The 13069-nt window shown below is 63.7% G+C and carries 11 protein-coding genes; 7 read left to right on the top strand and 4 right to left on the bottom strand.

Going from position 1 to position 13069, the window contains the following annotated elements; translation table 11 throughout:
• The first annotated feature begins 78 nt into the window (after window positions 1–78).
• Both Q4G24_RS15875 and Q4G24_RS15880 read left to right on the top strand, forming a co-directional pair.
• Window positions 79–1185 carry a hypothetical protein gene (locus tag Q4G24_RS15875; protein WP_303367513.1) on the top strand — a complete coding sequence of 369 codons (1107 nt, stop codon included), beginning with the start codon at window positions 79–81 and terminating at the stop codon, window positions 1183–1185.
• Between the two features lie 414 nt (window positions 1186–1599).
• The gene (locus tag Q4G24_RS15880) at window positions 1600–2733 is read left to right on the top strand and encodes a Fic family protein (RefSeq protein ID WP_303367514.1); all 1134 of its coding nucleotides are present in this window, start codon (window positions 1600–1602) and stop codon (window positions 2731–2733) included.
• A 225-nt stretch (window positions 2734–2958) separates the two neighbouring features.
• Here Q4G24_RS15880 and Q4G24_RS15885 read toward each other — a convergent pair whose 3' ends face one another.
• Complete coding sequence (locus tag Q4G24_RS15885) at window positions 2959–4233, bottom strand: NtaA/DmoA family FMN-dependent monooxygenase (RefSeq protein WP_303367515.1); 1275 nt, start codon at window positions 4231–4233, stop codon at window positions 2959–2961.
• A 99-nt stretch (window positions 4234–4332) separates the two neighbouring features.
• Window positions 4333–6408, bottom strand: coding sequence for a TonB-dependent receptor (locus tag Q4G24_RS15890; protein ID WP_303367516.1), 2076 nt, complete (start codon window positions 6406–6408; stop codon window positions 4333–4335).
• A 207-nt stretch (window positions 6409–6615) separates the two neighbouring features.
• On the opposite strand from Q4G24_RS15890, the gene Q4G24_RS15895 reads away from it, so the two are divergent.
• Window positions 6616–7413, top strand: a complete 798-nt coding sequence (locus tag Q4G24_RS15895; RefSeq protein ID WP_303367517.1) for an IclR family transcriptional regulator — start codon at window positions 6616–6618, stop codon at window positions 7411–7413.
• Here Q4G24_RS15895 and Q4G24_RS15900 read toward each other — a convergent pair whose 3' ends face one another.
• The gene (locus tag Q4G24_RS15900; RefSeq protein ID WP_303367518.1) at window positions 7414–8196 is read right to left on the bottom strand and encodes an ABC transporter ATP-binding protein; all 783 of its coding nucleotides are present in this window, start codon (window positions 8194–8196) and stop codon (window positions 7414–7416) included.
• Between the two features lie 159 nt (window positions 8197–8355).
• On the opposite strand from Q4G24_RS15900, the gene Q4G24_RS15905 reads away from it, so the two are divergent.
• The 4 genes from Q4G24_RS15905 to Q4G24_RS15920 are packed head-to-tail and all read left to right on the top strand — an operon-like array spanning window position 8356 to window position 12199.
• Window positions 8356–9216 carry a siderophore-interacting protein gene (locus Q4G24_RS15905; protein WP_303367519.1) on the top strand — a complete coding sequence of 287 codons (861 nt, stop codon included), beginning with the start codon at window positions 8356–8358 and terminating at the stop codon, window positions 9214–9216.
• 9 nt (window positions 9217–9225) lie between these two features.
• Window positions 9226–10158, top strand: coding sequence for a Fe2+-enterobactin ABC transporter substrate-binding protein (fepB, locus tag Q4G24_RS15910; RefSeq protein ID WP_303367520.1), 933 nt, complete (start codon window positions 9226–9228; stop codon window positions 10156–10158).
• Complete coding sequence (locus Q4G24_RS15915) at window positions 10155–11168, top strand: iron ABC transporter permease (RefSeq protein WP_303367521.1); 1014 nt, start codon at window positions 10155–10157, stop codon at window positions 11166–11168. Before fepB ends, Q4G24_RS15915 begins: the two co-directional genes overlap by 4 nt.
• Window positions 11165–12199 (top strand): iron chelate uptake ABC transporter family permease subunit, encoded by a 1035-nt coding sequence (locus Q4G24_RS15920; RefSeq protein ID WP_303367522.1) that lies wholly within the window; start codon window positions 11165–11167, stop codon window positions 12197–12199. Before Q4G24_RS15915 ends, Q4G24_RS15920 begins: the two co-directional genes overlap by 4 nt.
• A 502-nt stretch (window positions 12200–12701) precedes the next feature.
• On the opposite strand, the gene Q4G24_RS15925 is transcribed toward Q4G24_RS15920, so the two are convergent.
• Window positions 12702–13069 (bottom strand): transposase (locus tag Q4G24_RS15925; protein WP_303367523.1); only part of this gene is annotated, 368 nt, incomplete at its 5' end.

Here is a 13069-nt window from a genome sequence, read left to right on the forward strand (position 1 = left end):
CCAGGCAAACGCCGCCAGAAACCCCACAAGCCCTTAAGTTAGCGCGTATGGGGCAGGGGCTTCGCCTAAAGGACCACCATGCCCACGATCATGTTCACCCGCGCCGCCGCATCCTCTGCCAACACTCTGATGATATCAGCAGTTCTGGATGAGGAGAATGACAAAGCGATTTATCAGCCTGCGGCCCGCGTGTTTCAATACGAGCATACAAACCCGCCAGGCGAGCAATGGTTTGTCAGCGATTTCTCCCTGAGCGTGCAGGATATCGCGGTGATCGAGGAGCCGGAGCTTTCCCCGGATCGCCCACGTTTTTTCGCTCTACTGGGTGCCGAAGGTGATGTCTCCTATCTGTCATGGCCTGACCGCCACCAGGAGATGATCGAAGGAGCTGGCACAAATAATCCGGGATCGAAATTTTACGGGCAGGTGCTGACGCTGAGGCAGATCGGCCGACGTCTTTATGTCGTCGGAATTGGGGGGCAGGCCTATGTGCGCGAAAGCCGTGACGACTGGCGGATGCTGACGGATGCGGTGCTATTTGATCCAGATGCTGCGAGACAAAGGATGGAGCAAGCTCCTGATCCAGATGATCCGAGTATTGTTGAATGGATGCTGGCAGAGATAAACAACCCCGTCTCGCGCAACATCATCTTTCGCGATATCGCCGGCCTGTCCGAGGATGCAATTTATATCTGCGGCGAAGTTGGCCCAGGCTCAAAACCAGTCCTTTGCTATTGGGATGGCCAGACCCTTGAAGAGCTGAAAATCCCGCTGGAGGAGGCCTCCCTGACGGGCATTCATATTGAATCCCCCGACAGTATCTGGCTGTGCGGTCGCGAAGGCATTATTTTGCATGGCAGCCGGGCCCGCGGATTTACCCCGGTTTTTACTGAAACCCGGCTGAACCTGTTCCACGGCTTCGCACCATATCGCGATAAATTACCCATGCCCGCCAGCGCCCGCCCCGGTGGATTATGGCAGTTAGACCCCAAAACCGGCGCATTCGGCCATTTCGAGCCCCGCCTGCCTAAATTGCGCCGCTTGGACAGCAGCCCCGAGTTTGCCTTCAACGGCCCCTTCTTCGTCCAAGCCTTCGGCGATATTATCTGGGCCGTCGCCAACAAAGACATCTTCCGCTTCGACGGCCAAGAATGGGAGCGGATCAAACACCCCGATTTACCGTAACGCATTCAACATCGTTGATAGCGTAATGCACGGGAACCATCAGTCTGAACCGCGCCGATTGTCGCGAGCATAAGCTGGTGTTGCGAAACGTCGGACAGAAGTAGAAATTTCCCGAGGGTTGCCGACATTCACGGAGCAGCCTGCGCTATTCCAAGTGGTCGTTCAGGAAGCAGGTCACCACAACTCTCGTGTGGAGATGAGATCAACTATTCGCCGCACAGGGTGCGGTGAATGACAATGGGCGCGAGCTTTGATGGCAGCTTACCGGCCAACCTCTGTCACCAATCCAGCTTGACGGCAGGCTACTAGCAACAACAGCCCTTGTTGTCAGAATAGGATCACATTCTGTTGCCAATCAATCTTCGTGTGACTAGGCTGGCATCAAATTCCGTTGCTGGCAGAATCGGCGCACATATGGTCACCAAACTTTACGATCTGGCGAACGCCGTCACCTATCATAGCGGCATATTCCCCCCATCCGCGCTCGACTACGAGATGCTGCTCGGGCCGCTTGAAGAGGCCGCAGCCTCCCTCGCGCGATATGATACCAAGATGTCGGGCATGGTGAACAGCGAGTTGTTCCTCGCCCCCCTGCGCCGCCAGGATGCGGTCACCTCCTCGCGGATGGAGGGGACGATCTCGACCATCGAAGAACTGTACCGGCTGGAGGCCGAGGAAGATGCAGGCACCGCCGACCCTTACCGGGAAGCGCGCAACGACGATATCGAGACCTATCTCTACTCCCGCGCACTGCGCAATGCCCAACAAGCCCTTGCCGAGGGCGCGCCGCTTGGCGAACACCTGGTCCGGACCGCCCACCAGCAGCTGCTGTCCTTTGGCCGGGGTGCCCGCAAGCGCCCAGGAAGTTACAAGGTCGAGCAGAATTACATCGGGGACGAACGGCGGGGAAAGATCTATTACGTCCCGATCGCGCCTGAACAACTCGGCCCGGCGATGGCCGAGCTCGTCCGCTACATCAACGAAAGCACGATGCGGCCATTGATCCGCACCGCCATCGCACATGTCGAATTCGAGGCCCTGCATCCGTTCGAAGACGGCAACGGCCGGATCGGTCGCATGCTGATCACGCTGATGCTGTGGAAACTCGGCGTCCTGCATCAGCCGAACTTTTTCGTCTCGGGTTACTTCGAGGCCCACAAGGACGAATACATCGAACGGATGCGCGCGGTCTCGGCCACAGGCGATTGGACCGGCTGGATCGTATTCTTCCTCCGGGCGATGCACGCCCAGGCGACGGTCAACATCCAGACGGCAGACACGATCTTTCGCCTTCACGGCGAGATGCGGGAACGGTTCCGCGAGGTGCTGAACTCGCAATTCCATGATCAGGCGCTGGACTTCGTCTTCGCGAGCCCGATCTTCCGCAACGACCGCTTCGTCGAACGCTCGGGGATCCCATCGTCCTCTGCGCGCGCATTATCTCGGCGGCTGGTCGAAGCGGGCCTGCTGCGGACCATTGAACCAGCTTCGGGACGCCGCGCAGCGATGTATGCCTTTGATCCCCTGCTTGATCTGCTGAAGGTATGAAATACAGAAAGACCGCCGAGAATACTACCGGCCTCTTCAAGCGTTGATGCAGACGTGTGATTGGGCCGGTGGCATCAGGACAGCGTAATTCCATCCATCTGATATATTTTCATTATTTTGACTTCAGGGACGCGCAACCGCCGTAATCTACCCGAACTCAGGTGCGCGGTCTGATCCGGTATTCTGCGGCTGAGGCAAGTGGGTGCCCGACAGAGGACGCCGGCATCACTCCTCCAGATGCCCGCGCAGGGTGTCCGCGCTGTAATCGGCGCGAAACAGGCCCTCTTGCGCCAGACGCGGGATCAGCGCATCCAGCAGCAGGTCCAGCGAGCGCCGGGATCCACCCGGCACTGCGATGAAACCGTCTATGGCGCCGGCGCGGAACCATGTGGCGATTTCGGTCACAGCATCCTCGACCGTGCCGATGACCTGCCAATGCACCGAAGCCAGCAATTCGGGCCGTGTCAGCAGGACTTCGGTGGTCGGACGATCCTGACGGATGACCCGGCGCAGGGCCTCGCATTGGGTGATGCAGCGCGACGAACGATGCTCGTCCGGCAGGTCCGCCAGCGTGATCCGGCGGTCCTGCGGCCAGCCCGCCAGATCCAGCCCAAGGAAATCCTGCACCAGTCGCAGCCGCTGCGCGCGGTCCACGCGGGCATGAGTAGCCAGAAACAGCGCCTGCGCCTCGGCCCGCGTCTCGCCCAGATACAGGCTCAGCCCCGGCAGCAGCCGCACATCGCGCGGTTGCCTGCCATGCGCCTGTGCGCGCGCCGAAAGCTGGCGGCGCGTCTCGATTGCCGTGGGCAGATCCGGCGTCATGCCAAAGACCATGTCGGCGACCTGCCCCGCAAAATCCACGCCAAGCGCCGAACCGCCCGCCTGCATCAGCGGAATGTCCGGGCCGGGATATTGCGGCAGGTTCATCGGCCCCTTGACGCGGAATTGCGCCCCTTGATGGTCGATAGGCAGGATCAGGTCGGTATCGGCATAGTGCCCGGCGGCGCGGTCCACCAGCAGAGCCTCGGACGGAAAGCTGGACCACAAGCGGCGCACCACCTCGGTGAACTCGGCCGCGCGGGCATAGCGGGTTTCCGACGAAGGCATCTCGGGCAGGCCGAAGTTCTCGTTGCCCTGCAAGGCGGTCACAACGTTCCACCCCGCCCGGCCCTGGCTGAGCCAATGCAGCGACATCAACTGACGCGCCGCATGATAGGGATGGCCGAAGGTGGTCGAGATCGTCGTGACAAGACCGATCCGCCGGGTCTCCCGCGCGATGGCCGCCAGCAGCAGGGTCGGGTCAAGACTGGAAAAGCCGAATGACTGCGCCATCACCGGCATAGGCAGGAACATCGCATCCGGGCGAAAGACGAAATCCAGATGCGCGGCCTCGGCCCGGCGCGCGACCTCCAGCGCCAGATCGCTGGAATAAAGCCCCTCGATGCCGCTGTCGGCCTGCCGCCAGCCCTCGCCGCTGAGCCATGTGGGGGCAACGGACATGCCTATGCAAAGTCTTGGTCGGAGCATCAGTCGCCCTGCCTTGAATGAACATCAACCGGCGCCACACGCATGGCGCCGGTCCAACCTGTCAAAGACGCGTCAGAACGTGCCGCGGATGCCGATGCCGACCATGCGCGGCGCGGTCATGCTGCCTTGGGTAAAGACAACATTGCCGCGCGCCTGTTCCAAAAGCACCGCGCTGCGTTCGTCGAACAGGTTGTTGACATAGCCGTAAAGCTCGACCCGGTCATTGACCTTGTAGCTGGCATTCACATCGACCAGCGTAAAGCCATCAACCGCATAGACCGGCGTGTTAGCGGTGTTGGAGTAATAGCCGTCCACATAGCGGAGCTGCCCGCCCAGATTCAGCCGGTCGTTCACGTCCCAGCTGGCACCAAGGCTCAGCATCTTGCCGGGGGCGCGGGCGAATTCGTTGCCGACATAGGCCGGCATCTGGTCGAACCGCTCGAATTCGGTATGCAACAGGCCAAGGCTGCCGCGCAGGGTCAGGCTGTCGGTGGCGCGCCAGTCGGCACCCAGTTCCAGACCATAGGCCTCGGCGTCCTGCGCGTTCACCGTCTGCAGATAGGTCACGCCATTGACCAGATGCGCGATATTGTGCTGGGCGTTGCTGTAATCCATGTAGAACAGGTTGCCGGTCAGCATCAGCCGACCATCCATCAGTTCGGCACGGGTGAAAAGCTCATAGTTCCAGACCGTCTCGGCGTCGAACTCGGTCCATTCCTTGGAATAGCCGAAATCCAGCGACACACCGCCCGGGTTATAGCCCTTGCTGATCAGCGCGCCCACGTTCCAGTCCGGCGTCGCCTGATAGGTCAGCGTCAGCTTGGGCAGCAGTTCGTGGAACGTCTGATCGTAATTCACGTCGCTGTTGGCAAACAGGGGCGAGACATCGCCGGTGCGGCGGATGTGGTCACGCTGGTAACGCAGCCCGGCGGCAAGGCTCCAGCGGTCGTCCAGACGCCAGTTCATCTCTCCATAAAGGCCAAGGTTCGACTTCTTGTCGCGGAAGGTCGAAATGCCGCCCAGATTCAGCCATTCGTCCTGATCAGTAAAGGCGACATAGACCCCCGCCACACCGCTAAGCCGGTCATCGGGCGTGCCGAAGGTCAGCTTGCTTTCGTTCGAGTAATTGTCCTGCGACACATCCGCATCGCCCATGGTCGGCGTGCCGACGCGGCGCTCGACATCCGAGGTCGAATATTGCGTCTTGCTGCTGACCACCATGCCGTTGCCGAGGTCATAGTCCACATCCAGAATACCGGTGTCGGTGGTCTGATCCCAGCCGGGCATCCATGTGGTGATCGATTCCAGCTTGTCATATGGCTCTGCGGCGCCTTCGGCGCTGGGGCGTTTCATCCGGCTGTGGCTGTAGGTCAGCTTGGCCGACAGGCCCGGCAGCTCGGTCGGCTGCCACAGCAGCTTGACCCGCGCGTTGGCGTTCAGGAAATCCTGCCCGATACTGTTCTGGATGAAGTTAGAGCCAACATAGTCGATGAAGCTGTCGCGCGCCGAATAATCCAGCGACACTCGCGCGGCCAGTTCGTCGGTCAGCGGTCCCGACCACATGAAGGACGCGCCGCGCTGGTTGTAATTGCCGCCTTCCAGCCGCCAGGCACCCTCGGGGGTAAAGCTGGGATCTTTGGTATTGACGATGATCGCGCCGGCGATGGCATTGGCCCCCTGCGAGGTGGTCTGCGGGCCGCGGAACACCTCGATGCTGTCCACATCCCAGGTTGAGGTGGCGCCGAAATACAGCTCGTTGTAGCTGAGGTAATGCCCATCAAGGTTAATGGTGGCGCGAGGCACCGAACCGGCGAAGAAGGCATTGGCGCCGGTGTGCGGCCCCTGCGCGTCCTGCCCGCGAATAACCGGTGTGCTGACGCTGTCGGTATAGATCACGTTCGGGGTGCCGGAAATGACGGCCCGCACCTCATTCTTGCCGGCTTTTTCCTTTTTCAGTTCCTCGGCGGTCACGACCGAGACCGAGCTCGCGGTCTGCATCAGGTCGCGGGTGATATTGTCGCCGGTAATGACGATCATATCCAGCATGACGGTATCGGGCGCGGCCTCCTGCGCGTGCGTTGGCGCCGCGACAAGAAGGGCGATCAGGCTGACCCCTTGTGTCAGCCACTTGCGGTGGGGTTGGGGCATGGGTTCCTCGGGCTTATCGGCGAAGCACGGACTGGCGCGGAAAACCTTGCTGGCGGCGTTCATTCACATCTCACATTGCGCAATGCGTTCCACATGTCAATCTGATGCGCGACGCGCCCCTTTGCCAAGGCCGTCGCGCCACGCTAGTGTTGCGCCGCTGCCGCACGCCCGGACGCGAGCCAGCCGCAAGCGCAGGAGAAACCGCCAATGATGGAGTTCGAACCCTTTCTTGACGAGGATGCCAAGCTCTCGGGGCAAAAGCGGTCGGGAACGATCCAGTCGATCAGCATTGCCATGCGGTTCCTGACAATTCTGGCCGGCGCCGAACGCGCCCTGCCGCTGGCCGAAATCGCGCAACTGTCGCGCACCGGCCGTTCCACCGCGCATCGCTACATGCAAAGTCTGGTGAAAGAGGGGCTGGCGGTTCAGGATCCCGTTTCCAGCCGCTATGACCTTGGCCCGGCGGCGCTCAGCCTTGGCGTCGCCGCGCTGCGCCGGGTCGATGCGGTCGAGATCGCTGGCGCGCAGATGAAGCAGCTGACCGAGAATCACGGACTCAGCGCCGGGGTCTGCATCTGGACCGAGCGCGGGCCGACCATCGTGCGCTGGTATCGCAGCGCGCATTTCGCCATCACCGCCGTCAGTCTGGGCGACGTGCTGCCCATCGACAACAGTGCCTGCGGCATGGTCTGTCAGGCTTTCCTGCCCCGCGCGCAGGTCGAGGCGGCACGGCGCCTGCAACCGCCCGGCTTTCGTGGTGCCCCTGCCGGCAAGGCCGTGACCGACCGCGTGCGCGCCGAAGGCTGGGCCGAGCTGACCAGCCATCTTCTGTCCAATGTCACCGGGCAGGCGGCACCGATTCTGGACGCGCAGGGCGAGCTGGCCTGCATGGTGACCACGGCCGGCAATCTGGGCAAACTCGATTCGCCGCAGGCCGGGCTGGCGCTGCGCGATGCGGCACGGCTCATCAACCGCGCAACGGGCGGGCAAAGCATCTTCGACTGATTACCTGCGGGGGCGCGGGATCACCATTGGCCGCCCGGTCAGCGGATCGGGCTGCACCAGTGCCTCCAGCCCAAAGACCTCGCGCATCAGCGCCTCGGTCACGATCGCCTCGGGTGGGCCTTCGGCCAGCACCGCACCATCCCGCATTGCCACCAGATGCGAGGCATAGCGGCAGGCCAGGTTCAGTTCATGCAGCACCGCGACCACGGTGCGGCCTTGCGCATTCAGCCCGGCCAGCAGGTCCAGCAGTTCGACCTGATGCACGATGTCCAGATAGGTCGTCGGCTCATCCAGCAGCAGGATGCCAGTTTCCTGTGCCAGCACCATCGCGACCCAGACCCTCTGACGCTGGCCGCCCGACAATTCGGCCACCGGGCGGGCGGCCAAGGGCAGCGTTCCCGTCGCCTCCAGCGCCGCGCGCACTGCACGTTCATCCTCGGGCGACCACTGCTGCAAAAAGCCCTGATGCGGGAAACGGCCACGCGCCACCAGTTCCGCGACGGTCAGCCCGTCGGGCGCCACGGGCGACTGCGGCAACAGGCCCAAACGCCGCGCCACCTCGCGCGAGGGCAGGCTATGGATCGCCTTGCCGTCCAGAACCACCTGTCCCGCATCTGGCACCAAAAGCCGGGCCAGTGCCCGCAGCAGCGTGGATTTGCCACAGGCATTCGGGCCGACAATGGCGGTGAAGGATCCATCCGGGATCACCAGCGACAGGTTTTCCGATACCGCCCGCGCCTGATAGCGCAGGGTCACGGCGTCGGCATACAGGCGATGGGCCATTCCCGCTCCTTCCCTCGCGCCGGCTTTCCGGCAGCATGTGTATTGCATTGCGGAATACGCTCTGCAATATGGCTTCAGCTATTACGCCGCCCCGGCCGCCAGCCATCCCCGTGCTTCAGACCCACAGCCCGCACCCGATGCGCGGGCGGAAAGGATGCCATGACCAGCCCCAACCCTGAATCCGTCGAAGACCCCGAGGGCCTGTTGTCGCAATCCGACCACATGCGCGACATGGATCAGGTGCAGATGGAGGTGGTCGCGATCCAGCGCCCCTTCGCCTCGGTCGCGCGGCTGGTCGGGCGGATCGAGACGGCGGATCCGGCGGCATGGCTGCCCGCAAATCAGGCCGTGCGCATCGAGGTCGAGACACCCGCAGGCCAGCGTCCGGTTTCACGCATCTACACGATCCGCAGTTTCGACGCGGCCACCTGCATGGCAGAAATCGACCTGGTGATCCATGACGACGACAGCCCGGCAATGCGCTGGCTGCGTGCGGCCCGCCCCGGCACCCGCGTCGGCACGATCGGCCCGCGCCAGCATATGGTCCCCTGCCACGCCCCCGGAAAGCGCAGCGCGATCTTTGCCGATGAAACCGCGATCCCGGCCGTCTTTGCCATCCTGAACGAATGGCCCGAGGGCGCCCCCGGCAGCCTTTGGATCGAAACCGCCGAGCCGGGCGCCTTTGACGAACTGCCCCGGCTGCCCGGCGTTGACTATCACCTGATCCGCCGCGATGCCCCCGCTGGCACCACCAGCGCGCTGCTGTCCGCCGCCCAGGCCGCCATCGCCTCACCCGAGGGCTGGACGCTCTGGGCCGCCGGTGAGCGGCAGGAAATGCGCAATCTGCGCAGCCATTTCCGCGCCCTTGGCATGGCGCGCGACGATCTGCGCGTCGTCGGCTATTGGAAACTCGGCACCAGCAGCAGCGATCTGGACCGCATCCGGTTGCAGGAATACAACCGCATCCGCCAACAGGGATTGCGGCTGGAAGACCTTGACGACGCCGACCTGCCGATCTGAGGACACCCCATGTTCATCCGTCTTGCCGCCCTGATCCTTGCCCTGCCGCTGACCGCCCATGCCGAGGGCTGGCCGCGCAACATTCCGGATACCACCGGCGAGATCAGCATACCGGCCCAGCCGCAGCGCATCGTCTCGACCTCGCCCAGCCTGACCGGAATCCTGCTGGCCATCGACGCGCCTGTGGCGGCAACGGCATCAGCCATGGTCGGACCGCTGACCGATGGTAAGGGGTTCTTTGCGCAATGGGCCAAGACCGCCGACCAGCGCGGCGTCGAGGTGCTGTATCCCAACCTGAATTTCGACATCGAGGCCCTGATCGTGCAGGAACCCGATCTGGTGGTTGCCTCGTCGGTCGGCGGCGACAGCATCCTGCCCTATCTGGATCAGTTGCGCGCGCAGGGCGTGCCGGTCATGGTGCTGGATTACACCAGCGACGGTTGGGAAGATCTGGCCCGGACGCTGGGCCGTGCCACCGGGCATGAGGATGACGCCACCCGCGTAACCGCAGATTTCGCCCGGCAGGCCGACGAGGCGCGCGCAGGGATGACCCTGCCCGAGGGCAAGGCCAGCATCGTGTCCTACAATTTCTCGGGCACCTATGCGGTGGGCAAGCCGGAAAGCCCGCAAGGCCGGGTGCTTGCCGCGCTGGGGTTCGACATCGCCGGCATCCCCGAGACGATGCGTGGCGATATCTCGCGTTCGGCCGATTTCGATTTCGTCTCGCATGAGAATCTGCCGGCGGCGATCACCGGCGACAGCATCTTCCTGCTGAATGGCACCGAGGACAGCGTGCGCGCCTTTCTGGCCGATTCGGTGTTGGCGAACCTGCCGGCGGTGCGCGAAGGCCGGGTCTATCCGCTGGGGCCGACCTCGTTCCGGGTGGACTATTATTCGGGCTTGCAGATCATCCGCACGGTCGCACCCTATTTCCGCAAATGACGCTGCTGCGCCCGCCCCCTGCCGGTCGGCAATATGCTGCCGGGCTGGCGGTGCTGACCCTGCTGATGCTGGCAAGCCTTGCCATCGGCTCGCGCCCGATCCCGCCCGCGCAGGTGCTTGCGGCGCTGTTTGACTATGACCCGACCAACGACCTGCATCTGATCCTGCGCGAACTGCGGATGCCGCGCACGCTGCTGGCCGTGTTTGCAGGCGCGGCACTGGGGCTGGCGGGCGCGCTGATGCAGGCGATCACGCGCAACCCGCTGGCCGAGCCGGGGCTGTTGGGCGTCAACGCCGGGGCAGCCATCGCGGTTGTGCTGGGCGCCTCGGCATTTGGCCTGACACAAATGGCGCAATATGTCTGGTTCGGCTTTCTGGGCGCCGGTCTGGCCGGGGTGGCGGTGTTCCTGCTGGGCCGGGCGCATGAGAGCGGCACCGATCCGGTGCGACTGGTCCTGGCGGGAGCAGCGATCTCGGTGCTGCTGGGCGCGGCAGCGAATCTGGTGATCCTGAACTCCGAGCTGGAGGTGCTGGACCTGTTCCGCAACTGGGGCTCGGGCGCTCTGGAGGGGCGCGGTTGGAAGGTGGCGCTGACCATGGGCGGGATGCTGGTGCCGGGGGGCGCGCTGGCACTGGCGCTGGCACCGGGGCTGAACGCGTTGGCGCTGGGGCATGACAGCGGCCGCGCGCTGGGGGTGCGGCCCGAACGGTTCTGGGCGCTGGCCTGTCTGGCGGTGATGATCCTTGCCGGCGCCGCCACCGCCGCTGCCGGGCCGATCGGTTTCGTCGGGCTGGTCGCGCCGCATATCGTCCGCGCCGTCACCGGGCCGGACAGTCGACGGGTGCTTCCGCTGTCGGCGCTGTTTGCCGCCTCGGTGCTGCTGGCCGCCGATATCCTTGGCCGAGTGGTCGCGCCCCCCGCCGAGGTCGCGGCAGGCATTGTCGCAGCCATTCTGGGCGGGCCGTTCTTTGTCCATGTCGTGCGCCGCTTTCGCGTGGCCCGGCTATGATCCTGCCCGGCACCCGCACCCTGCGGCTGGGCCCGGTGTCGGCCCTGTGGCGACCGCGGACAGCGGGCATCTGCCTGGCGCTGATGCTGGTCTGCCTGCTGTTGGCACTGCTGCTTTTAGGCACCGGGATGCTGCGGCTTTCGCCCCTGCAGGTGGTCGAGGGGCTGGCCGGCCTGTCCCATGACGCGACCGCGACGCGGGTGCTGCGCGGCATCCGCCTGCCGCGTGTGCTGACCGCCGCGCTGGTCGGAGCCTCGCTGGGCATGGCGGGCGCGGTGTTCCAGTCACTGTCGCGCAATCCACTGGGCTCTCCCGATGTGATCGGCTTCACCACCGGCGCCGCGACAGGAGCGATCTTGCAGATCATCCTGTTCAACGCCGGCCCGTTTCAGGTCGCGTCGGCCGCCGTCGCTTCGGGTCTGGTGACAGCGCTGGTGGTCCTGACGCTGGCCCGCGGCGCGCGCGAAGGCGGTGGCTATCGGCTGATCCTGATCGGTATCGGCGTGGGCGCGGTGCTGACCGGCGTGAACACCATGCTGATGGTCATGGGCAGTCTGGACCGCGCCATGTCGGCGCAGATCTGGCTGGCCGGCTCGCTGAACGCGCGCAGCTGGGCGCATGTCTGGACGGTGCTGGCCGGGCTGTGCCTGTTCATGCCGCTCGTGCTGCTCAGCGCGCGCCGGCTGGCGGTGCTGGAGCTGGGCGAGGACATCGCCGTGCAACTGGGGGTGGGCATCGGCCGCAGCCGTGCCCTGCTGGTGATCGCGGCCGTCGGATTGACAGCGGTGGCGACAGCCAGCGCCGGCCCCATCGCCTTCATCGCGCTGGCCGGACCACAGATCGCCCGACGGCTGACCCGAACCCCGGGGGTGCCGCTGTTGTCCGGCGCGTTGACGGGGGCCGCACTGCTTTTGGCCGCCGATTTGTTGAGCCAACGCGCGCCCTTTGGCCTGCTGCTCCCTATCGGCAGCATGACGGGGATGTGCGGCGGGCTGTATCTGGTCTGGCTTCTGGGCGGGCGCAGAGCATGATATCCGGGCCTCACGCTACGGCCAAGAACTGGCGCAGGCTCACTTTATCATCTTGAGCAAGCAAAGGTAAGCCACTGCTATCCGCCCTTCCCATTTCCCAAAGTGATTCCCGCGCAATCTCCATCACGGCTAAGGAGAGCGGGACGAGTAAATCCGGAAGGGCGATCCATTTACACGGCAGCTTGGCGAGCCTTCCACGTCTGGCCTGCGGGCTTCCGATTCATGAGATTGCCGGGCGGCCGTCCAAACGCAAACAGCCCCGCGAGTTGCGGGGGCTGGCACGCTCTATCAATACGAAACCCACCGCTGCCGGCTATCAACACATTAATAATATTGAGTTATTGCTTATGGTTGCGAGGACCGCCCCGAGACCGGTAATCTCTATAAGCTATTGTTTAAAAACAATAAATATCCGAATCCGTCACTTCTCTCACGCCGCCCATAATGCTGTTTGGCCAGACAATCCCCAAACCAGCGACCGTTAGGCTCCAGACTCATTATTTTAGAGCCAGAAGAGGACTGTTGCGGCAATTGCTATGGCCGAGAGGAAGACGACGGGGCACCTGTCGTATCGGGTCGCAACGCGCCGCCAATCCTTGAGTCTGCCGAACATGATCTCAATACGGTTACGGCGCTTGTAGCGACATTTGTCGTGCCTGATGGCTTTCTTCCTGCCCTTCCGGCCGGGGATGCATGCCTTTATCCCCTTGTCTTTCAACGCGTATCTGAACCAGTCGGCATCATAGCCCCTGTCTGCCAGCATCCATTCCGTCTTAGGCAGGCTGCTCAGCATGGCGGCAGCCCCGGTGTGGTCGCTGCCCGCTGAGCTACCCCCCGAAATTCGGACACTGACATAAGCTACGATTTGCA

The organism is Paracoccus sp. (in: a-proteobacteria) (assembly GCF_030538695.1).
Classification (GTDB): Bacteria; Pseudomonadota; Alphaproteobacteria; order Rhodobacterales; family Rhodobacteraceae; genus Paracoccus.

What these genes read in the sequence shown, in the direction of transcription:
- Q4G24_RS15875 (WP_303367513.1), top strand. Translation starts at nt 79, where the DNA reads ATGCCCACGATCATGTTCACCCGCGCCGCCGCATCCTCTGCCAACACT.
- Q4G24_RS15880 (WP_303367514.1), top strand. Translation starts at nt 1,600, where the DNA reads ATGGTCACCAAACTTTACGATCTGGCGAACGCCGTCACCTATCATAGC.
- Q4G24_RS15885 (WP_303367515.1), bottom strand. Translation starts at nt 4,233, where the DNA reads ATGTCCGTTGCCCCCACATGGCTCAGCGGCGAGGGCTGGCGGCAGGCC.
- Q4G24_RS15890 (WP_303367516.1), bottom strand. Translation starts at nt 6,408, where the DNA reads ATGCCCCAACCCCACCGCAAGTGGCTGACACAAGGGGTCAGCCTGATC.
- Q4G24_RS15895 (WP_303367517.1), top strand. Translation starts at nt 6,616, where the DNA reads ATGATGGAGTTCGAACCCTTTCTTGACGAGGATGCCAAGCTCTCGGGG.
- Q4G24_RS15900 (WP_303367518.1), bottom strand. Translation starts at nt 8,196, where the DNA reads ATGGCCCATCGCCTGTATGCCGACGCCGTGACCCTGCGCTATCAGGCG.
- Q4G24_RS15905 (WP_303367519.1), top strand. Translation starts at nt 8,356, where the DNA reads ATGACCAGCCCCAACCCTGAATCCGTCGAAGACCCCGAGGGCCTGTTG.
- fepB (WP_303367520.1), top strand. Translation starts at nt 9,226, where the DNA reads ATGTTCATCCGTCTTGCCGCCCTGATCCTTGCCCTGCCGCTGACCGCC.
- Q4G24_RS15915 (WP_303367521.1), top strand. Translation starts at nt 10,155, where the DNA reads ATGACGCTGCTGCGCCCGCCCCCTGCCGGTCGGCAATATGCTGCCGGG.
- Q4G24_RS15920 (WP_303367522.1), top strand. Translation starts at nt 11,165, where the DNA reads ATGATCCTGCCCGGCACCCGCACCCTGCGGCTGGGCCCGGTGTCGGCC.